Below are 20,911 nucleotides of genomic sequence, written 5' to 3'. Positions count from 1 at the left end.
GTGCGGAATTGTTATACAATCATGGATATGATTTATATAATTTCTGGTGCAGGTAGATAATTATGTGATAGGGAGATGGGTTGTAAGTCAATGTGGTAGGATGTTTGAAGGGGAGATGGAAGGTTGCTGAAGAGCCTTCAGTCTCCCGCGGGTGGTTTATTCGGTAGTAGTTTGTTTCAGATATTCCGTAGGGTTAATACCAAAGAATTTCTTAAACTCTTTACTGAAATATTTGCGATCGTTGTAACCAACGGAGTATGCGACTTCAGAGATATTCATTTCCTTATCTTTCAATAACACGCAAGCTTTTCTGAGTCGTTGGATTTTGATAAACTCATGAATAGACAAACCAGTAACCGCGTATATCTTCTTATATAATACGGGTGCGCTCATAGCAAATTCTTTGGTAAGTGCCTGCACGCCTAGTTCTGCATCAGCAATATATTCATCTACGTGATTTACTAAACGTTCGAGGAATCGCTGATCTGTTTCACTGAGGCCGGAAGCTGCAATGCTTTCTGCTTCGGCGGCTGAGGTTTCAGGGATATCTGTTGTTTTATTATTAAGATAATGCGCTGCAATTTTATGTTGGATGTTTTCCTGGTTACGCACGAGATTGCGTACATGTAATAATAATATACGTGAATTGAATGGTTTGGAGAGATAGATGTCTGCCCCCTGGTCCAGCCCATAAATCTGATCATCTGTAGAAGTTTTTGCTGTTAGCAAGATGATGGGAATATGTGCGGTGAGTGTATCTGATTTCAGCAATTGACAGAATTTAAACCCATTCATGCCTGGCATCATCACATCACTGATGACAATATCTGGCAATATTTCCTGTGCTATCACCAGTCCTGATTCAGCATTGGAAGCGATGGTAACCTGGTAGAACGGAGAGAGAATACCTTTGATGAGTTCTTGTATCAGTAGGTTGTCTTCCACTACCAGCACGGTTTTGCGGTTTTTGTCGGTGATTTCTTCCTGATCGGAAGAGGTATTTATTTCAGGTTGAAGTAATACTTGTGGTGTGATACCCAGGCTGCCTGGCTTTCCATCAAAGTGAACATGATCGCCCTGGAAATGCTCGGTACCTTGTTTGAGCACGATGTGGAAAACAGTGGAATATTCACTGGTTTTATCAGAGAGGAATAAGCTGCCATTATGTAATTCCACGATTTTGCGGGAGAGTGCCAGACCGATGCCATAGCCGGTATTCTGGCGGGTATGATCGTTTATCTGGTAATAGTTTTCAAAGATTTTATCTTTATAATCATCGTCTATACCAAATCCATTATCTGCAATTTCTATACGACATTGTTCCTCATCTGCAAATAATTTAATACAGATATGACCACTGTCTGGCGTGAATTTGAAGGCATTTGAAATCAGATTAAAGCAAACCTTCTCCAGCTGATGTTTATCAAAAAATAGCTGGATATCTTTTTTTAGTGGTGTAAATGTCAGGGAGATATTGCGGCTTTCGGCTACAGGCAAAAATGCCTTGTAGATATCATCGAGGAAACTATTTATTTCATAGCTGGCGATGTGAAGGTGCATGTAACCTCTTTCTATCTTCCTGAAATCCATTAGCTCATTGACCAGTTGCATGAGTCTTGAAGCATTGGCTTCCACCTGGATTAAGGCCGCTTTGTTTGCTGGTGGCATTTCTTTCTGATGCATCAAATTGCTTACTGGCGCCACTATCAGGGTTAGGTGGGTTCTGATCTCATGGGAGATATTGGTAAAGAAATCCAGCTTCTGTTGATGTAGGTATTCTTCTTTTTTCAGAATGAGTTGCAGGAAGATATAGCGAATGGTGCTGAAGATCAGCGCAAATATCAGCAGGGCATAAATCGTATATGCCCACCATGTGCGCCATAGTGGTGGTAGTACGGTTATGTGTAAATGTTTTACTGCACTTTCGATATTATCATTGTTGATGCCTTTTACGGTAAAGGTATAATCCCCTGGTGGGAGGTTAATGTAAGCTGCTGTGGGAAAAAGCGTTGTTCTTGGGTTTTTATCGAAACCTTCCAGCTGGTAGACATATTGATTTTTTTCAGATTTTATATAATTCAGTAATGCGAACTGGAGACTGAAAGAAGCTTGTTTATTATTAAGTGTTATATGATCTGTATGGTTTAAATCAGTTGTTAGCTGGGCGGTCATGTTGTTGGCTGCTGAGTCCAGCATGGTGATACCGGTAAACATCAGTGGGCTGATGGAGGTATTGATTTTTATATCAGCCGGATGAAAATAGGTGAGGCCATCATTACCCCCGAAGAAGATGCGGCCTTCGTTGTCGGTTATAACGGAGTTGTAGTTGAATTGATTGTTGGCCAGGCCATCGCTGGCGAGGTAATGATGTATGGAGTTATCCGGAGTCAGCATAAAGAGACCGTTTTCTGTGCTGAGCCAGAGGTTTTTACGAGGGTCGGTGCTGATACTGAGTATGCTGATATCCAGCGCCTTGATATTGCTTTTCAGCAGGCGGCGGCTTTTCAGGTTATAGGTATATAATCCGGCTTTGGTCCCCAGCCATATGATTTCGTTTGATTGAGGCAGGATGCAGTTGATAGCGAGTCCGTCGAAGAGGCGGGTGGCCTGGTTATTTTCAATGAGGTATAGACCTTCCTGAGTGCCAGCCAGGTGTTGGGTGGTATTGAGCTGGAATAGGGCGTTGGTGGAGGGGCGGAGTAGCTGCAGGAAATTCTTTGTTTCGAATTCGTTGCTGCCTTTAGTGATTGCGAAGAGGCCATGCTTACCGCCAACTAGTAGTTTGCCATTGTTGGTTTCGGAGATGGCGTAGATTTCGTTTGCCCGTTCTGTTTGTAAATTTTGGTAGAGTGCATAATGGGAGAAGCTGTTGCGGGCGGTATTGAGCATATTGAGGCCTCCGCTGTGGGAGCCTATCCATAGCTGACCTTCTTTATCGAGGAAGATGCATTTCAGGAGGTCGGAGCTGATGCTGTTGGCTGCCTGGCTGTTGCGGTACACCTTATATTGTAAGGAACGGGGATCTAGCTGTATCAATCCATTACCTTCTGTACAAATCCATAGCTGTCCATTTTTATCTTTCGTCATGCCGCTGATGACGGGGTTACCGATGCCTGGGTACATTTCTGTTCCTGGCCAGGTATTGAAAGCGGAATGGTCGCCATCAGAAACGCTCACGCCGCCGAAATAGGAGCCTATCCAATAGCTGCCATCTGTGGCGAGGTAGAGGCTCCAGAGGGAGTTCTTTTCAATGCTTTGCGGGTTTCTGGAAAAATGTTGGCAGGGTGTAATGGATTTATCTGAAGCATTAATGATGACCAATCCGTTTTGTGTGGCTACCAGTACTTTATTCCGGACGCTGTCTACGATAACTTTTCTTATATGGTCGCTGACAAATCCGGGATTATTGGCGGCGGTGAAGGAGCGGGTGATGGCGCCACTGCTGTCGCAAAGGAGCATGCCGTTATTTTGGGTGCCTACCCAGAAGTTGCCTTTGGGATATTCCGTTATGGCTGTTGCGGATATTTCGTTGTTGGTAGGGGAGAAGTGTTGTTGGATTTTTTTGATCTGAGTCTGGGATGTATGTATATCTAATATAAGTATGCCACCGCTGGAGGCTACCCATAGGTCACCATTTTGAGCGGGCCATATATCATATATTATTAAGCGTTCCTGGTTAGGTAGTGCGTTGTCGAGGTTGACTTTTTCGAAGGATTTTAGGGAGGGTAAAAACTTAAATAGTCCATCTTTAGTGCCTATCCATAGGGCTTTTGGGCTTTCGGCTATGCTGGTGATGACGTTGGCGTTATCCCATTTATTGGTTTTAGGAAGATATGATGCAAACGTTTGCGTAACCTTATCAAATTTATTGAGGCCCTGCCCGGTGCCTATCCACAATTGGTTATTATGATCGCATAAAAGGGAAAGTATATAGCCGTGCGACAGTCCGTTTTTATCACGGCTGTTAAAGACTTTCATATTATTACCATCGTATCTGTTAAGGCCACTCTGTGTACCAAACCACAGGAAACCTTCTTTATCCTGGGTGATCGCCAGCACGGAATTCTGGCTCAGACCTTTCTCTGTATTAATATGATGAAACTTCAGGTTCTGCTGTTGCGACCTGGAAAAAAGTGGTAATAAAAGCAGTAGTACCACTGCCAATATGGTGGAGAAATTGCTGTTCACTGCTGTTTTGGTCGAAAGATTTAAGAAAGCGCCCCTATTTAAATTCATTATTGCCCCCCTCCCGTACTGCCAAATATACAATTTTGTAGGTAAGAATTCTTGTATGCCTGTGTTTTAAAAAACCACGTCAACCAACTCTAATTAGTTAATTTCTAAAATTTCCACAATGCATTTTCAAAGAAGAATTTGTGAGCCGCAACTCAAGAAGGAGAAAAACCAGCTCTTTACTGCTATGCGGTTGATGTTATTCGTATTTGTGTTTTCCCCGTTATTCTTATTTGCACAAACGAAGAACATCCAGGGAACAGTGAAAGATTCCACGGGTATGCCAATTCCCGGAGTAAGTTTCCACATAAAAGGAGGTAAGCCTATCGGTGTTACCGACGGAAACGGTAATTTCAAGGCAGTGGTGCCAGACGGTGCTATCCTTGTCTTTTCGGGGATGTCATACGACAACGCCGAACTCCAAACTGGCGCTGCATCATCCTACAGCGTATTACTTCATTCTAAAGAAACTGGTTTGAATGAAGTAGTAGTGGTAGGTTATGGTGTACAGAAAAAAGTTAATATGACTGGCGCGGTATCCGCTATCGGTTCCAAGCAACTGGAAGCGAGACCTGTGACCAACGTATCCTCTGCACTTGGTGGCCTTGCTGCCGGTGTGAGCGTAGTACAGAACTCAGGCCAACCAGGCCTGGATGGTGCCACTATCCGTGTAAGAGGTACTGGTACCCTGAATAATGCCGGCGCGCTGGTTGTTATTGATGGTATCATCGGAACAATGGATGCGGTAAACCCATCTGATATCGCTTCCATTTCTATCCTGAAAGATGCTGCTGCTGCTTCCATCTATGGTGCGCAGGCGGCAAATGGTGTAATTCTTATTACTACTAAAAAAGGAACCAAAGGAAAGCCTCAGTTTAACTACACCGGCATCTTCTCACAGGCTACTCCTAATAATAAGCCTAAGTTCGTGACCGACTATGTACGTCACATGGAGCTTTTCAACGAAGGTGCTACCAACCTTGGTCAGGCAGCTCCTTATCAGCAGTCCAACATCGATCTGTGGAAGGCTGCGCAAAAAGATCCAAACAAACTCAATGAATTTGGTATCCCTAACTATGTAGCTTATCCTAATACCGATTGGGGAAAAACCATTTTCGAGAATAGCCTGATCCAAAACCATAACTTCCAGGTTACTGGTGGTAGTGATAATGTATTATATAATATCTCTGCACGCTACCTCGGCAACCCTGGTGTTATGCATAATACTGGTATCAACCGCTATGAAATGCGCGCAAATGTTGAAGTGAAAGTAACTGATTTTCTGACCCTTGGAACGCAAACGTTTGCATCAATCCAGAACCAGGACAAAGGAAATGTGGGTAATCTCTTCAACTTCCTCCGCCAGACCACACCAGGATTGTATCCGATGTACAATGGCAAATTCGGCGCTCCATCTTCATCTGATGAATCTGCCGGATTAAATAACCTGCTCGGCTACCTCTATGGTGCAGGTGGTACTAACCAGACGTCCAGAATCAATACTACTTTATATTCCAACATTCATGTCCTTAAAAATCTTGTCCTCGAAAGCCGGTTTAACTACCAGGTAAGAGGTACTGACTCTACTGACTATACCATTCCGCTGGACCGCTGGAATTTTGCCACCAACACCATCGCTGTACAGGCAGCACTGCCTAATAACCTGACTACTGGTCAGGGACAGAGCAAGGACTATAGTTACACCATGGACCAGATCCTGCGCTACAACAACCAATGGGGTGCGCATAGCTTCAACGCCATGGTAGGTTATAACGAATACTACTGGAAGTACTTTAACTTCGGCGCCACCATGATGGGACTGCTGGATGCTACCATTACCAACATCGGTACCGGTACTACCATGTCTTCTATCAACGGTACGGCCTTCGATCGTTCTATGCGTTCCTTCTTTGGTAGAGTGAACTACATCTACAAAGACAAATACATGTTCGAAGCTAATATGCGTAGAGATGCTTCTTCCAGATTCGGTTCCAACAACAGATGGGGTAACTTCCCTTCTTTCTCTGCCGGCTGGCGCATTTCAGAAGAGTCGTTTGCTAAGTCCTTCTCTCATCTCTTCCAGGATGTGAAACTGAGAGGTTCATGGGGTAAACTCGGAAACGATGCCGCAGGCGTGTACGATTGGCAAGCCACTTATGGCCCCAATAACTATTCTTATGGTGGTAACCAGACATCTTCCCTGGTGCAGGGAAAAATTGCCAACCCTAACCTTCGTTGGGAAAGCACTGCACAAACTGACATTGGTTTAGACTTCAGCACCTTCGACAGACATTTATCTGTAGAACTGGATTTATATAACCGCCAGACAACTGGTATCCTTACAACTGTTCCACTGCCACTGACAGCAGGTAACGTTGCCGCACCTACTGTAAACGGCCCAAGCGTCAACAATAAGGGTATTGAAATTACCCTGAACTGGCAAGGAAATAAAGGTGATTTCCGCTATTCTATCGGCGGTAACTTCGCTTACAACCGTAACCAGATCACCAAATACAAAGGCGAATTAGTAGAAGGTTGGAGCACAGTGAATGGCTCCAAAGTATATAACAGCAACATCGGTGCTGTCGCATCCAGCACCAGTGCTGTTAATCCAAACGTGGAAGGTCATATGATCGGCGAATACTATCTGCGTCAGCTATACCATGGTAATGGTTCTTACAAAAATGCAGATGGTTCCGTAAACATCAATGGCGGTCCTAAAGATGGTATGATCAGAACTGCTGCTGACTACCAGTGGGTACAAGACATGAAAGCCGCAGGTTATACTTTCTCACCAGTAAATGCTACAGGTAAATCACAGCTGTATTATGGCGACTTCATCTTCGCTGATCTGAATGGTGATGGTATTTATGGTAACAGCTACGACAGGAAGTTTACTGGTACTAACAAAGATCCTAAGTTCATCTTCGGTTTTAATACCAATCTGGCGTATAAAAACTTTGATCTGTCATTACAGATTCAGGGCGCATTAGGTCTGCAATTCTACTGGAATCAGGAAGGATATGATAACTCCATTGTACGTACGGGTAATGCGATTGCTTCTCGTATTGCAGATGATCACTATTATTTCAACGATGCAAATCCTAATGATCCAAGAAATAATATCAACGGTCATTTTCCTCGTCTGAAATACAATGGCGATGCTATCAACAACACTGCTAGCACCTTCTGGCTGTATAATGCCAATTATGTAAAACTGAAAAATATCCAGATTGGTTACACACTGCCTGCTGATGTGATGAAACGTTTGCGTTTGCATAGCTGTCGTGTATTTGTTTCCGGTGAAAACCTGCTGACGCTGACCAAATGGGAAGGTATAGATCCTGAATTAAGTCAGGGTATCGGTTATCCAACCATGAAACAAGTGGCTGCTGGTATTACCCTTGGTTTATAATTTTTCAGACAAAAAGAAGATACTACAATGAATTATATAGATATCAAAAGAAGATACTTAACAGGAGCAGCGCTGGTGCTAGGTGTGCTGACGCTGGCAGGCTGCCGTAAAAACCTGTTGGATACGCACTCTTATACTTCGGTTTCTTCCGCTACTATGTGGACAACCGACAACCTGACCGACCTGGGTGTTTCCGGTGTTTATCAGCAATTGAAAATGGGCTATAGCACTGGTGGTGCGAGTGGAAGAGAGTTGTATCAATACAGCCGTTTTATTGATGGACAGGGCCGTGATGGAGATGCATTCCAGACAGGTACAGCCACACCAGCAAACGGAATGTTTTCTTCAGTATGGCAGGATTTGTATGAAGGCGTTTTCCGTGCAAACGATGCCATTTACAATCTGCAAAAAGTTTCACCTTCTGCACCGGAAAAGAAAAGCCGTTATCTCGCAGAGATGAAGTTTATGCGTGCTTATTATTATTTCCGCCTGAACCAAGTGTTTAAAGGTGTGCCTATCTATTTAGATCCAAGGAATATCAATGACCTGATGCGTCCGCGTAACACCGAGGATGAGGTATGGGCGCAGGTGATTAAAGATCTGACGGAAGCAGTTGCAGAACCGAATCTTCCTGCAAAGTATGCAAAAGGTAATGCCAGCTTTGGTCATGCTACCAAAGGTGCAGCCTATGCACTGAGAGGTAAAGTATACATGTATCAGAAAGTTTGGGATAAGGCGATTGCAGATTTCCAGAGTGTGAAAGATGCTGGCTATACTCTGTTCCCTACTTACCGTGAACTGTTCCTCGAAGCGAACGAAGAAAGTGACGAGTGTATCTTCTCTATCCAGAACCTGCCGGTAGATGGATTTGGAAGCACTACACAGTTTTATTGCGGCAGTCGTTCTTCTTTTGGCTCCTGCTGGAACACTTACCTGATCGCACCAGACCTGGTGGATGGCTACGAAAATAAAGATGGTAGTGCATTTAACTGGGATGCTGTTATTCCGGGGTACAGCAGCAAAACACCTGCACAGCGTGAAGTTTACTTCCTCCGTAATAATCTTACAGATGCAGAAAAGACGGCAGCTGCCGGCCGTGGCGCTTATATGGCTGATTATCTGCCTGATGGTAATGAACAGAGAATTCAGGCGGTTTATGCTAATAGAGATCCACGTCTGAATGCAAACGTTATCACGCCATATTCTACCTATGTCGGCAGAAATATCAATGGTGCTGATCAAACATTTACCATGCGCTGGCCGGTAAGAAATGAATTGCCGCCAACATTGGACTTGCTGACAGATACTAAATCTTTCTTCTACTATCTGCATAGAAAATTCGTTTATACTGGTTCAACACAATTACCTAACCGTACTTCCGGTGGTATTGATTTTCCAATTATCCGTTATGCAGATGTAGTATTGATGTGGGCTGAAGCACTGAATGAGCAGGGTAATACCTCTGGGGCTGTTGATCTGGTGAACCAGGTAAGAGGTCGTGCTGGTGTAGGTTTGCTGAATTCTTCTCCGGCTACTACCGTTGCAGGACAGGATGATTTACGCAAACGTATTCGTCATGAGCGCCTGGCAGAATTCCCGAACGAAGGTATTTCCTACTTTGATGAGCTGCGCTGGAAAACCTGGAAAGATGATGTATTCTATCCAGGTAATGGTATCAAACAAATCTGGGGAACGGTGGTAGTACCGTTTGTATGGCTGGGAGATCAGTTGTATACCTGGGCTATTCCATTAACAGAAAGACAAAATAATCCGAAGCTGGATCAGAATAAAGGCTGGATTGAATAGAGCAATATAAAGTCAAACAAACGAGTAAGCCTCCTTTCCAGGAGGCTTATTTTTTATAACAGAGGCCTTTCATCTGTACCCCATCATTGATCCGTTGGTTGGGTACGCGCTGCTTCCCATCCCAGGATAGCTGTTTTGCGCGTACTGCCCCAATGATATCCACCGGTTTCTCCTGTTGCTTTGATCACGCGGTGACAAGGTATCAGGAATGCTACCGGGTTGCTACCGATCGCGGTACCTACTGCTCTTGAAGCCTTTGGATGCTGGATGCTTGTTGCGATTTGTGTATAGGTGCGCAGGTTACCCATTGGTATTTTCAGCAGTGCTTCCCATACCTTCAGCTGAAATGGTGTGCCTTTGAGATGCAGTTTGATTTCAGGCAGACTGGTAGGTTGCTGACGAAAAATATACAATGCATTTTGTTGTAGCATATCCGTCATTTGTTTGAATTCCGCTTCCGGGAAATTGGCGTAAAGTTCCTGTAGCGCAGTGTCTTGGTCATCTGCAAAAGCCATATAACAAATACCTTTAGGCGTACTTGCTACGAGGATATTACCAAATGGACTTTCTGCAAAACTGTAGTTGATATGTAATGTTTTTCCACCGTTTTTATATTCTCCCGGCGTCATACTTTCTATATTTATGAAGAGGTCGTGCAGTCTGCTGGTACCAGAGAGACCAGCTTCGAAGGCGGCATCCAGCAAGGTGGTATGTTCTTCTCGCAGTAATTGTTTTGCGTAGTCGAGTGTGAGGTATTGCAGGAATTTTTTGGGAGATACACCTGCCCATTCTGCAAATACCCGTTGAAAGTGATAGGGGCTGAGATGTGCTGCCGCAGCGATTTCGCTGAGGTCGGGCTGTTCTTTAAAATGCTCCCTGATATACGTGATGGCCGTTGCCACTTTATCGTAGTTGTTCATATCTCCATCAATTTACAACAAAATTAAGCCGGTGATTACTGCCTGTAAACCCGAAACTTGCGCTTTTATCTATATAAAATTTTGGGATATGATATTTTTTTGTAGATTTCATCTATAAAGGAAGCAAATAACTGTCTTAATCCAGTCTAAATCCAAGGTCATGAAACTTAAAAAGAGCGTAGTCGTAGTGGCTGCTGCAATCATTGCTGCTGGCTCATTATGTTCTTTATCACTGCCACAGCAGCAGGAAAAGCCTAAAAATCTGAAGGTATTGCCTAAAGATATCAGCCACGAAGAGCTGATTGTTGTAATGCGTAATTTCAACAGTGCATTAGGTGTAAGATGTAATTTCTGTCATGCTCCGAGCAAAGATGATCCTAAGAAAATGGATTTCGCAAGTGATGACAACCCACACAAGGAGATTGCACGTGATATGATGCGTATGACCAAGCGTATCAACAAGAAATTCTTCAAAGGTGCAGAGCCAATGACTGTTACCTGCTATACCTGTCACCATGGTAATCAGGAACCAGCCAGTAAACCAGCCGAAGGACAGACGCCGCCAGCGCCGCCTGCTCCATCTAAGTAATTTATCCGGTATAAGGCCCTGTAGTAAGGGCCTTTACTTTTAACACTATGAAGAACCCAAAAAGCCGTATCTTTGGTACCGTCTTTTGAGATTAAAACACGTACGACGAAAATCTGCGCTCCTCATTGGTCAGATATACAAGGACTTATCTTGTAAACTTTTAATAACAGACCAGATAAACTTTCAATTATTTTATAATAAGCTCATCCGGTCACCCCGACGTATACACGGACACCTGCCTTTTACTGATGTTGATGACTCCGGTGCCACGTTTCCGGGCTAAAATTTTGAACATGCAATTTGAGCAATTAGGGCTGATCAAGCCTATATTAAAAGCTGTGGAAGCTCAGGGTTATACAACCCCAACCCCCATACAGCAACAATCTATACCTATTGTACTGCAAGGCAGAGACCTGCTTGGATGTGCACAAACCGGCACAGGAAAAACCGCCGCATTTGCGATTCCTATCATACAAAAGTTATACAAAGAAGACAGAGGCGCACAGGCTTATAAGCATGTTCGTGCTCTCATCCTTACACCTACACGCGAATTAGCCTCTCAGATCGGGGATAATTTCCAGTCTTACAGTCAGTTTACCGATTTAAAACATGATGTAATCTTTGGTGGGGTACCACAGCATAAACAAGTGATATCGCTGCGTAATGGCACAGATATACTCATTGCTACGCCTGGCCGCCTCCTGGACCTGATGAACCAGGGATATGTTTATCTAAGTCATTTGGAAGTATTTGTGCTGGATGAAGCAGACCGTATGTTGGATATGGGTTTTGTGAATGATATCAAGAAAATCATCAAGGAACTGCCACAAGAAAGGCAAACACTGTTTTTTTCTGCAACGATGCCGCCTAAGATTTCTCAGCTGGCAAACAGTATGCTCTATAAGCCCGAAAAAGTAACGGTAACTCCCGTTTCTTCTACTGCTGAAAGGATTGAGCAAGGTGTTTACTATGTACGTAAAAAGGACAAACAGGCTTTGTTGGAACTGATATTGAAGAACAGAGATATCAAACGTACCATTGTATTTACACAAACTAAACATAACGCAGATAATATTGCCAAGCACCTGAAACGCAGCGGTATACGTGCGGATGCATTGCATGGCGATAAATCACAGGAATCAAGAGAGGTTACGCTGACCAACTTCAAAGGAGGCGGACTGCGTGTACTGGTAGCTACAGATATTGCTGCAAGAGGCATTGATGTAGATTCACTGGAACATGTGATCAACTTTGACTTACCTAATGTACCGGAAACCTATGTGCATCGTATTGGACGTACAGGTAGGGCAGGCCATGATGGTATTGCACTGTCGTTCTGTGATGTGAATGAGCGTGGTTTCCTAAATAATATTGGTAAATTAACAAAGCAACCGATTACGGTGCTACGTCATCCATTTGCAGAGGCTGCAAACCTGGAAGCTGATAGAGGCAACCCCGGAAACCCGCGCCGGGAGCCAAGAAAGCCGAAGCCTTCTAATCAGCATAAAAAACGCTATCAGACAGATAAACGCAACAAAATCGATTTTTAAGCATATGATGAAGCCGGGACGAACTTCCCGGTTTTTTTATGCCCGAAAACTCAAAAAAATGACACTCCCCTTAGTTAAAGCTATCATTTGAGAAAATTTATCGGCCTATGAAACTCCGTTATTGCTTATTTTGAGCGACGATTTGCCAATGTTCATAAAAACTAAATGAGATAGTAGCGATTTTTCATACGACATTGTGACGGAATATTATTATTTTTTTGAATTTGACCCTTTTTTAAGAGATGGATACCCGCGCCAACAAATTGAATGAGCTGATACGTTCTCGACCTGCGATGTTTATTGGGAATTTGAAATTTACGGGCTTCGCGAATATGCTGGAATATGTATTGGAAGAGATGTTAACTGAGACCAGGGATGAAACGACCATAACTATTGAATTTCTGCATTCAGGAAGTATTCGGCTGTCAGCAACGAAAGTAGCAACCGCAGGACTCATCAACTGCGTGAATAACCTTGATCTGCCCGAAATGGAGCAGACAAGTGCATTGCCTATTGCCATCATGATAGCGCTCAGTGCACATGCCGAAATAGAGATTCACCATGAGGAGGATATCTATACAATCGATAGCAAACAAGGATGTTATATTCTCAATATCACCAAAGGAAAAGGAACACCCGGTGGTATCATGATTGAATTTGCACTGGACACCACTATTTTCCGCCAGTTTATCGTGGATTACGAGCAAACCACGCTACTGCTGCAGAAATTCGCTTATCTCTATCCAGGCATAAAAATCGTCACCTCAGATGAACGCATTGATTTCAGACGGAATGTATTACTGTATCCGCAAGGAATAAGCCGTATGATGGATCATGCTATCGCGCAACATCCACATGCTAATCCATTCTTTCGCATGGACCTGAAAGCCAATATCCGTGATTATGTGTACCAGATCAGTTTTTGTTATCAGCCACTATGGATAACGACATCGTATGTACGATCTTTTGCAAACCACTATGAATTGTTCCTGGGTGGCAGTTTGATAGAAGGTGTGCAGGAAGGCATGATCATGGCGATTAAGGATGCTGCTGCTAAAGCCAGGACCAAGATCAGGATTAGTAAACGTAAGCTTGTAGAAAGCATGATTTTGATTGCTGCTGTGCGAGGCAAAGGCTTTGAGCTGACAGGCCCCGCCAGATGGCGAATGGAATCTTCCGTCATCAAAAATGATATTAAGAAGTTTGTATTTGCTGAAGTAGCGCGTTATCTATCTGTAAATCCGGAAGACAGAAACAGGGTAATCGGTAATTTTGCTTATGAGTTCGAATAACGATAGAATGTACATGCCTGGCCTATTTTAACTGTACCCCTTAACTTAATTTAATCACGAAATCAGATATTGGACCCAATGAACACCTGAACAGGTGCAACGAGTCGGCGCATGCCGCTATTCAGATTATTGAGGTAAGTGAAAATGACATCCATATCTTTCTTCCCGGCAACCGGCTGGAGAAGCTGTGTACAAGCGGCAACAGTTATACTTGTATTTTATTGCAACAGCTATAAACTGTTATAATTCTGAAAAATGCAAGCGGTATAATTTGCTGCTGGCGGGAAGTTTGTCGCAAAAAACCTTTGCAAACTTTTATTTTTGTGCTTCTCAAAACAGATAGTCAGTGAGTAAAAAGTACTATATCATAGATTTCGACAGCACTTTTACACAAGTAGAAGCATTGGACGAACTCGCCCGTATCTCTCTTCAACATCATCCAGACAGAGAAGCCATCTATAAAAAAATTGAGGACCTGACTAACCAGGCGATGGAAGGAAAACTCTCTTTCCGTGAAAGTTTGGCTGGTAGGGTGAAGTTGCTGGAGGCTAACAAGGAGCATCTGAAGCTGCTGGTAAAACACCTGAAGAAGCTGGTATCGCCTTCCTTTGCGCGTAACAAGCAGTTTTTCAAGGACCATGCAGACGATGTGCTGATCGTTTCTGGTGGCTTCAAAGAGTTTATTACACCAGTAGTATTGCCTTATCATATCAAGAAGGAAAATATTTATGCAAATACTTTCACCTTTGATAGTGAAGGCAGGATCAATGGCTACGATGAGGCGAACCCGTTATCATTCGAAGGGGGCAAAGTGAAGCTGCTGAAGGAGTTGCAGCTACAGGGAGAGATCCATGGAATTGGTGATGGTTATTCAGATTTTCAGCTGAAAGAATTCGGCATGATTCGTAAGTTCTATGCCTTTACAGAGAATGTCAGCCGTAAATCAGTAGTAGAAAAGGCGGATTATGTGACACCTAGTTTGGATGAATTTCTTTTTATCAATAATCTTCCATCGGCAGTATCGTACCCTAAGAACCGTATCCACTGTGTGGTTGCGGGGAGTGTAGCAGAAGATGCTGTGAAGTTGCTGAAGAAAGAAGGTTTTAATGTAAAGGTGGTTGATAGTTTGGATGAAAAGCTGATAGCTAAGGCAAGCATGTTGTTGCTGGGAGAGAAAACAGGATTATCTGCTACGCAGTTGAAGCAGGCAAAAAAGCTGAAAGTGATAGGCTACATAGGCAATGGTAAAAAACATTTGCCACTGGAAGCCTGTACAGAAGCGGGAGTGATCGTATTTGATAATCTGAAGAAGCAGGCATCTGTTGCCAAGAGAATGATTCGTTTTATCAACAATGGTGATTCTTTCAAGAGCAGTAATTTTCCGCATCTGACATTGCCGAAGGTGGAAAATGTTCATCGTTGTATTCACATACATAGCAATGTGCCTGGTGTTATGGCAAAGGTGAACCAGGTATTCGCGGATCACCAGATCAATATCGTTTCTCAATATCTGATGACCAATGAGGTAATAGGATATGTTATTGCAGATATACGTGCAGATTATCAGCCGCAATTATTAAAGGCATTGCGAGAAGTGCCAGGCACGATTAGTTTCAGGGTCCTGTACTGATAATATCCTTAAATGTATATAAGGCCTCCGGAAGTTATTTTCGGAGGCTTTTTTATGTGATACCATTATTGATGGGTAACGGGGTAGGCTATACTGAATAGCTGAAGGTCAAGTGCCCTGCTATGAGATCTTACTAAAAAATACATTAAAAGAAAAAAGCCCTCGGTATACCGAAGGCTTTAATCCTAGTGTGGGCAGGATAGGATTCGAACCTATTAAGTCGTAGGGAGCAGATTTACAGTCCGCCTCTCTACTGAGTAGAGACTGCGCTGGTCCTGCAGATTTATCTTACTAAAAAATACATTAAAAGAAAAAAGCCTTCGGTATACCGAAGGCTTTAATACTAATGTGGGCAGGATAGGATTCGAACCTATTAAGTCGTAGGGAGTGGATTTACAGTCCGCCTCTCTACAGAGTAGAGACCGCGCTGGTCCTGCAGATTTATCTTACTAAAAAATACATTAAAAGAAAAAAGCCCTCGGTATACCGAAGGCTTTAATACTAATGTGGGCAGGATAGGATTCGAACCTATTAAGTCGTAGGGAGTGGATTTACAGTCCGCCTCTCTACAGAGTAGAGACCGCGGAGTGCCCTGATATGAGATCTTACTAAAAAATACATTAAAAGAAAAAAGCCCTCGGTATACCGAAGGCTTTAATACTAGTGTGGGCAGGATAGGATTCGAACCTATGAAGTCGTAGACAGCGGATTTACAGTCCGCCCCATTTGGCCGCTCTGGAACCTGCCCAGCTTTAAGATAAGAGACAACTTATCAATTTCTTTTGACCAATTGGACTTGAAGAATTAATCATCAAGCGTCATATTTCAATGTGCGGACCGGACGGGACTCGAACCCGCGACCTCCGCCGTGACAGGGCGGCATTCTAACCAACTGAACTACCGATCCTCAATACAGACGGCCCTTTGAGCCGTTCGTTTTCCCCGTTTGGGGTTGCAAATATAGATAATAATTTCAACTAACCAAATATTTCTAATAAATCTCTGCTCATCTTAAGTTTTTCTTTTTCAATGATTAAGCGCTGAACTACTGCTAACACATCGCAGTATTCATCTCAAAAGCGCATGCTCCTGACCAAGATATCTTCATTCTTATTTGCCGGTTTTGTACTTCAATTATACCAGTTGGTGTATCGGATTTTCCATGCCTTATCCCATGCGCTAAGTTTGTATCAACAAGTTCAAAAAACACATTTTATGAAATCAATAAAAATCGCGAAAACAATACTGGTGCTACTCTCAGGCATACAACTGGCAACAGCCCAGGAGAGAAAAACCGAACTATATGGCCAGGTTGGTGACAGTCTCACCAAAGGAGCATTACCAAATGCTACAGTGATTTTAAAAGGTAAGGATACTACCTTCCATTCGCTTAGTAGTGTAAAAGGAAGCTTCCATTTCAAAGATCTGCCTACAGGTACCTATACGCTTTCTGTAGTATACATAGGTTACAAACCTTATACAAAAAATGAAATCGTAATTGATGGTAGCAAAACAGCTATCCCTGCTGATATATACCTGGCATTGGATCAGCAACAACTCAAAGGCGTAAGCGTTGCAGGGGCTAAACCCTTTATCGTTCAACGTCTTGATAAAGTGGTGCTGAACGTAGCCGAAAGCCCTATAGCCGCTGGCGGTAATGCTTACGACGTAGTACTGCGAGCCCCCGGTGTTGCTGAAAAAGACGGGCTCCAGTTCAGAGGTAAAAAAGTAATTGTTCTGGTAGATGGTAGAAATACAAACCTCACCGGAGATAATATAAAAGAATATCTCTCTGCTATGCCCAGCAATGGCGTAGAAAGAATAGAAGTCATACCCAATCCCTCCGCCAAATATGATGCTGCCGGTGGTGCTGTTATCAACATCATCACTGCCAAAAATAAAAAATTAGGCACCAATGGTGTCGTTACACTCGGAGTCGGTGCTGGCACCTATGCCAGGTATAATGCCGGCGCAAGTATTAACTACCGAAATAATAAACTGAACTTATACGGCGGTTATGATTACCTCCATGCCCAATCTTATATGGATAATACCTCCAACCGATTAATGGAGAATATTACAAAAATCAATGAAGATGAGCATGAAGTACGCACCCGCAACAATCATACTTTCAAAGCTGGAATGGATTATGATATCAATTCTAAAAACACGTTCGGCATATTCCTGCGAGGGATGTACAATACTAGAGATCGTGATGATATGAATCATACCGACCAAAGAGGACCTGGTACTGAACCTTCTTACTCCACAGTAGCCACAGACGGGCATGCTACCTTCTATAATCCCGCAGTAAATATCTACTACAAAAGCATGCTTGATTCCACTGGTAAAATGCTGATTGTAAATGCAGATTATCTACGCTACGATAAAACTATTAACGACGATATTCTTACCCGGTATTTTAATAGTGAGATGATTGAGCAGTATCCTTCGTTGGCACTACGCAATAATTCTCCTACCAACAATACCATCAAATCGGTCACTGTTGATTATGTACACCCTTCCAAGCTGGCCAGATTTGAAGCAGGACTAAAAGTAAACTTCAATACGATCGACAACGATATTATTTGGCAACAACAGGCTGTGGGCAAATGGCTGACAGATAGCGCAAAAACCAACCATTTCATCTATAAAGAAAATATCAATGCGCTATACCTCAATGCCTCCCGAACATTTGGAAAATTTGAAACGCAAGCAGGGATCAGAGCAGAACAAACCAATACAGAAGGTATTTCTGTGACAACAGGGCAAACAGACAAAAATAGTTATCTCAACTTTTTCCCTAGTCTTAGCGTACAGTTTAATCAATCAGAAAAGCAGCAGTTTGGCTTCTCTTACCAGGAAAAAATAGACAGGCCTAAGTTTGATATCCTGAATCCATTTATCATCTACAGAAGCCAATATAGCTACTTCCAGGGAAATCCTTATCTGTCTCCATCTATATCGCACAACTTCGAACTATCGTATGCTTACAATAACCAATGGATGGCAGCATTTACTTATCAGCATCATCAGAAAGTGGTAGCAGATATCTTTAAAAAGGCAGCTTCAGGTGATGCAGTGATCTCCACTTTTGAAAATGTAAGCAGTGGTGACTATGTAGATGGTAACGTGACTTACTCTTTACCACTGTTGCACAATAAATGGACATCTATAAATACACTAGGAGGTTTTTATGCGAAATATAATTCTACTTCTGATCTGCAACTAAATAGTGCCCAGGTAACAGGATACTTCAGCAGTAACAATATCATACAACTGCCGCAGAGCTTTAAGCTGGAAGTTAATGGCAGGTACTACTCTGCACAAGCTTTTGGAATGTACCATTTCGATCCTTCTTATGCCGTGGATATGGGTTTGTCTAAAACAATGCTGAAAAAGACAGCCACCGTATCACTCAGCGTATCAGACATCTTCAATACGTTCCAAAGTAAATATAGCATACTCTCTTCCGGATTGAATATGGCAAATGTGGCCAAAGCAGAAAGCAGGTTTGTAAAACTGCAACTGACTTATAAGCTCGGTAATAAGAATGTGAAAGCCAGCACTATCAGAAGTAGCAGTATAGAAACCGAAAAACAAAGAATTGAAAGCAATTAAAACAGGTGTCTCTCCTGTTATCTACATAAAAAACAAAAACCAATCATTTAAACTAAACAAAAATTATTATGAAAAAGATACAAGTAAATCAATCGAAACTTAATCTGGATAAGGAAAGCATAGCAGCGCTAACCGGAGAAGAAATCGATAGCATCAATGGAGGTTATGAAAAATTTCCAACACGTGGAGCAAGTACTAAAAATGACTTCACCTGCGGATTATGTACTACCATCATTGATCCTGAATAAGCATCATCATCTATCAATAACAAAAATCATTTCATAAAAACTAAAAAAAAAACCTGTGATACCAGGGAAATTATTAACTGCAAAATAAAAATATAAAATATGAAAAAGCAGGAGAGATATCAGAAAACAAAATTATTCCTTAACAAAGACCGGGTAGCTATTTTGTCGAGCTATGAAATGGAGAAAATAGTGACCGGTATGGAAGATACCATTGCCAGAGTGTTTGCAGCTCATGCGCCACAAAGTACGCAAGATGATTTTAACTGTGATTACTACAGTCTGGATAATGAACATAAAACACAACCACAATAATATATACGTCCTTACCATATTATCAACCATCATTTAGCTTTTTAATTATTAACGTATTAACAATCAAAAACCAAGAAAATGAAAAAGAAAATTGCCTTACAAAACAGCAAGCTTCCTTTTGATAAAGAAAGGATTGCAAACCTAACACCAGATGAGTTAGACCAGGTAGAAGGTGGTGTTCAGTCGCCAATCGTTAGTGGCGATCAGACTACTCATCACAATTTCACTTGCGGCGCTTCTAATACTATGTCTGCTTATTTAGATGCATAGTAGCACAGGTAAAAATCAAACCAACCCAACCATTAAAAAAATCGCCAATCATTAATTTCATTTTTATCAACAATTCTCTATCAACCAACCAAAAATCAAAACATGAAAAAGCACTTTGTATTAATGAACGACAAACTTTCTTTCGACAAAGAAAGCGTAGCTAACCTCAATGGTGAAGAACTGGACCAAGTAGAAGGTGGCGGTGTTGAAACTATCGGTAAAGGAGATTTGAGCACACACCACATCTTCACTTGCAGCGCTTGTACTACACTTACAGGTAATTGAGAAGGGTAATTAGAACAAAAAATCCATCAATAATTATTTATCAACCAACCAAAAATCAAAACATGAAAAAGCACTTTGTATTAATGAACGACAAACTTTCTTTCGACAAAGAAAGCGTAGCTAACCTCAATGGTGAAGAACTGGACCAAGTAGAAGGTGGCGGTGTTGAAACTATCGGTAAAGGAGATTTGAGCACACACCACATCTTCACTTGCAGCGCTTGTACTACACTTACAGGTAATTGAGAAGGATAATTAGAACAAAAAATCCATCAATAATTATTTATCAACCAACCAAAAATCACAAACATGAAAAAGCATTTCGTATTAATGAACGACAAACTTTCTTTCGACAAAGAAAAAGTGGCCAACTTAACCGGTGAAGAACTGGATCAGGTAGAAGGCGGTGTTCAGGCGCCAGTACAAGGTGGCGATCTGAGTACTCACCACAACTTCACTTGCAGCGCTTGTACCACCCTGTCTGGCTACGCAGAAGCATAATTAAAACAAATATTCCATCAATAATTATTTATCAACCAACCAAAAATCACAAACATGAAAAAGCAATTCGCATTAATGAACGACAAACTTTCTTTCGACAAAGAAAAAGTGGCCAATTTAACCGGTGAAGAACTGGATCAGGTAGAAGGCGGTGTTCAGGCGCCAGTACAAGGTGGCGATCTGAGTACTCACCACAACTTCACTTGCAGCGCTTGTACCACCCTGTCTGGCTACGCAGAA

General features: G+C 42.4%; 16 protein-coding genes and 3 tRNA genes. 14 read left to right on the top strand and 5 right to left on the bottom strand.

The window, feature by feature from the left end:
• Nucleotides 1–156 precede the first annotated feature (156 nt).
• A complete protein-coding gene (locus tag ACE38W_RS07100) occupies nt 157–4,236 on the bottom strand; it encodes a two-component regulator propeller domain-containing protein (RefSeq protein ID WP_375829705.1) in 4,080 nt (1,359 codons plus the stop codon).
• Between the two features lie 118 nt (nt 4,237–4,354).
• On the opposite strand from ACE38W_RS07100, the gene ACE38W_RS07095 reads away from it, so the two are divergent.
• Both ACE38W_RS07095 and ACE38W_RS07090 read left to right on the top strand, forming a co-directional pair.
• Nucleotides 4,355–7,648 (top strand): SusC/RagA family TonB-linked outer membrane protein, encoded by a 3,294-nt coding sequence (locus ACE38W_RS07095; RefSeq protein WP_375829704.1) that lies wholly within the window; start codon nt 4,355–4,357, stop codon nt 7,646–7,648.
• 27 nt (nt 7,649–7,675) lie between these two features.
• On the top strand, nt 7,676–9,454 hold the full coding sequence (locus ACE38W_RS07090; protein ID WP_375829703.1) for a RagB/SusD family nutrient uptake outer membrane protein: 1,779 nt from the start codon (nt 7,676–7,678) through the stop codon (nt 9,452–9,454).
• Nucleotides 9,455–9,537: 83 nt separating this feature from the next.
• Here ACE38W_RS07090 and ACE38W_RS07085 read toward each other — a convergent pair whose 3' ends face one another.
• On the bottom strand, nt 9,538–10,374 hold the full coding sequence (locus tag ACE38W_RS07085; RefSeq protein ID WP_375829702.1) for a methylated-DNA--[protein]-cysteine S-methyltransferase: 837 nt from the start codon (nt 10,372–10,374) through the stop codon (nt 9,538–9,540).
• Between the two features lie 160 nt (nt 10,375–10,534).
• On the opposite strand from ACE38W_RS07085, the gene ACE38W_RS07080 reads away from it, so the two are divergent.
• The 4 genes from ACE38W_RS07080 (at nt 10,535) to ACE38W_RS07065 (ending at nt 15,435) form a co-directional block, all read left to right on the top strand.
• The gene (locus ACE38W_RS07080) at nt 10,535–10,963 is read left to right on the top strand and encodes a c-type cytochrome (protein WP_375829701.1); all 429 of its coding nucleotides are present in this window, start codon (nt 10,535–10,537) and stop codon (nt 10,961–10,963) included.
• A 293-nt stretch (nt 10,964–11,256) separates the two neighbouring features.
• Nucleotides 11,257–12,513, top strand: a complete 1,257-nt coding sequence (locus tag ACE38W_RS07075; RefSeq protein ID WP_375829700.1) for a DEAD/DEAH box helicase — start codon at nt 11,257–11,259, stop codon at nt 12,511–12,513.
• A 242-nt stretch (nt 12,514–12,755) separates the two neighbouring features.
• A complete protein-coding gene (locus ACE38W_RS07070) occupies nt 12,756–13,805 on the top strand; it encodes a hypothetical protein (RefSeq protein ID WP_375829699.1) in 1,050 nt (349 codons plus the stop codon).
• 346 nt (nt 13,806–14,151) lie between these two features.
• Complete coding sequence (locus tag ACE38W_RS07065; protein WP_375829698.1) at nt 14,152–15,435, top strand: HAD-IB family phosphatase; 1,284 nt, start codon at nt 14,152–14,154, stop codon at nt 15,433–15,435.
• A gap of 191 nt (nt 15,436–15,626) precedes the next feature.
• Here the strand turns inward: ACE38W_RS07065 and ACE38W_RS07060 are convergent.
• The 3 genes from ACE38W_RS07060 to ACE38W_RS07050 all read right to left on the bottom strand — a co-directional run bounded on the left by ACE38W_RS07060 (nt 15,627) and on the right by ACE38W_RS07050 (nt 16,342).
• Nucleotides 15,627–15,700 (bottom strand) — tRNA-Tyr (locus ACE38W_RS07060).
• 401 nt (nt 15,701–16,101) lie between these two features.
• Nucleotides 16,102–16,183 (bottom strand) — tRNA-Tyr (locus ACE38W_RS07055).
• A gap of 85 nt (nt 16,184–16,268) precedes the next feature.
• Nucleotides 16,269–16,342: transfer RNA gene (locus ACE38W_RS07050), tRNA-Asp, on the bottom strand.
• Nucleotides 16,343–16,650: 308 nt separating this feature from the next.
• Between ACE38W_RS07050 and ACE38W_RS07045 the strand changes: the two genes are divergently transcribed.
• From ACE38W_RS07045 to ACE38W_RS07010, 8 genes are all read left to right on the top strand, one after another.
• Nucleotides 16,651–19,056 (top strand): outer membrane beta-barrel protein, encoded by a 2,406-nt coding sequence (locus ACE38W_RS07045; protein ID WP_375829697.1) that lies wholly within the window; start codon nt 16,651–16,653, stop codon nt 19,054–19,056.
• A 68-nt stretch (nt 19,057–19,124) separates the two neighbouring features.
• A complete protein-coding gene (locus ACE38W_RS07040) occupies nt 19,125–19,304 on the top strand; it encodes a class I lanthipeptide (RefSeq protein WP_375829696.1) in 180 nt (59 codons plus the stop codon).
• A 99-nt stretch (nt 19,305–19,403) separates the two neighbouring features.
• Nucleotides 19,404–19,616 (top strand): hypothetical protein, encoded by a 213-nt coding sequence (locus ACE38W_RS07035; protein ID WP_375829695.1) that lies wholly within the window; start codon nt 19,404–19,406, stop codon nt 19,614–19,616.
• 78 nt (nt 19,617–19,694) lie between these two features.
• A complete protein-coding gene (locus ACE38W_RS07030; RefSeq protein WP_375829694.1) occupies nt 19,695–19,886 on the top strand; it encodes a class I lanthipeptide in 192 nt (63 codons plus the stop codon).
• 102 nt (nt 19,887–19,988) lie between these two features.
• Nucleotides 19,989–20,171, top strand: coding sequence for a class I lanthipeptide (locus ACE38W_RS07025; RefSeq protein ID WP_375829693.1), 183 nt, complete (start codon nt 19,989–19,991; stop codon nt 20,169–20,171).
• A gap of 62 nt (nt 20,172–20,233) precedes the next feature.
• Entirely contained in the window at nt 20,234–20,416 is a 183-nt protein-coding gene (locus ACE38W_RS07020) for a class I lanthipeptide (protein ID WP_375829693.1), read from the top strand.
• Nucleotides 20,417–20,479: 63 nt separating this feature from the next.
• Entirely contained in the window at nt 20,480–20,671 is a 192-nt protein-coding gene (locus ACE38W_RS07015; protein ID WP_375829692.1) for a class I lanthipeptide, read from the top strand.
• 54 nt (nt 20,672–20,725) lie between these two features.
• On the top strand, nt 20,726–20,911 hold a 186-nt coding region (locus tag ACE38W_RS07010), incomplete at its 3' end, for a class I lanthipeptide (protein WP_375829691.1).

The sequence above is a fragment of the Chitinophaga sp. Hz27 genome, from assembly GCF_042263525.1.
GTDB lineage: Bacteria > Bacteroidota > Bacteroidia > Chitinophagales > Chitinophagaceae > Chitinophaga.
This window is presented reverse-complemented; position numbering and strand designations above follow the sequence as displayed.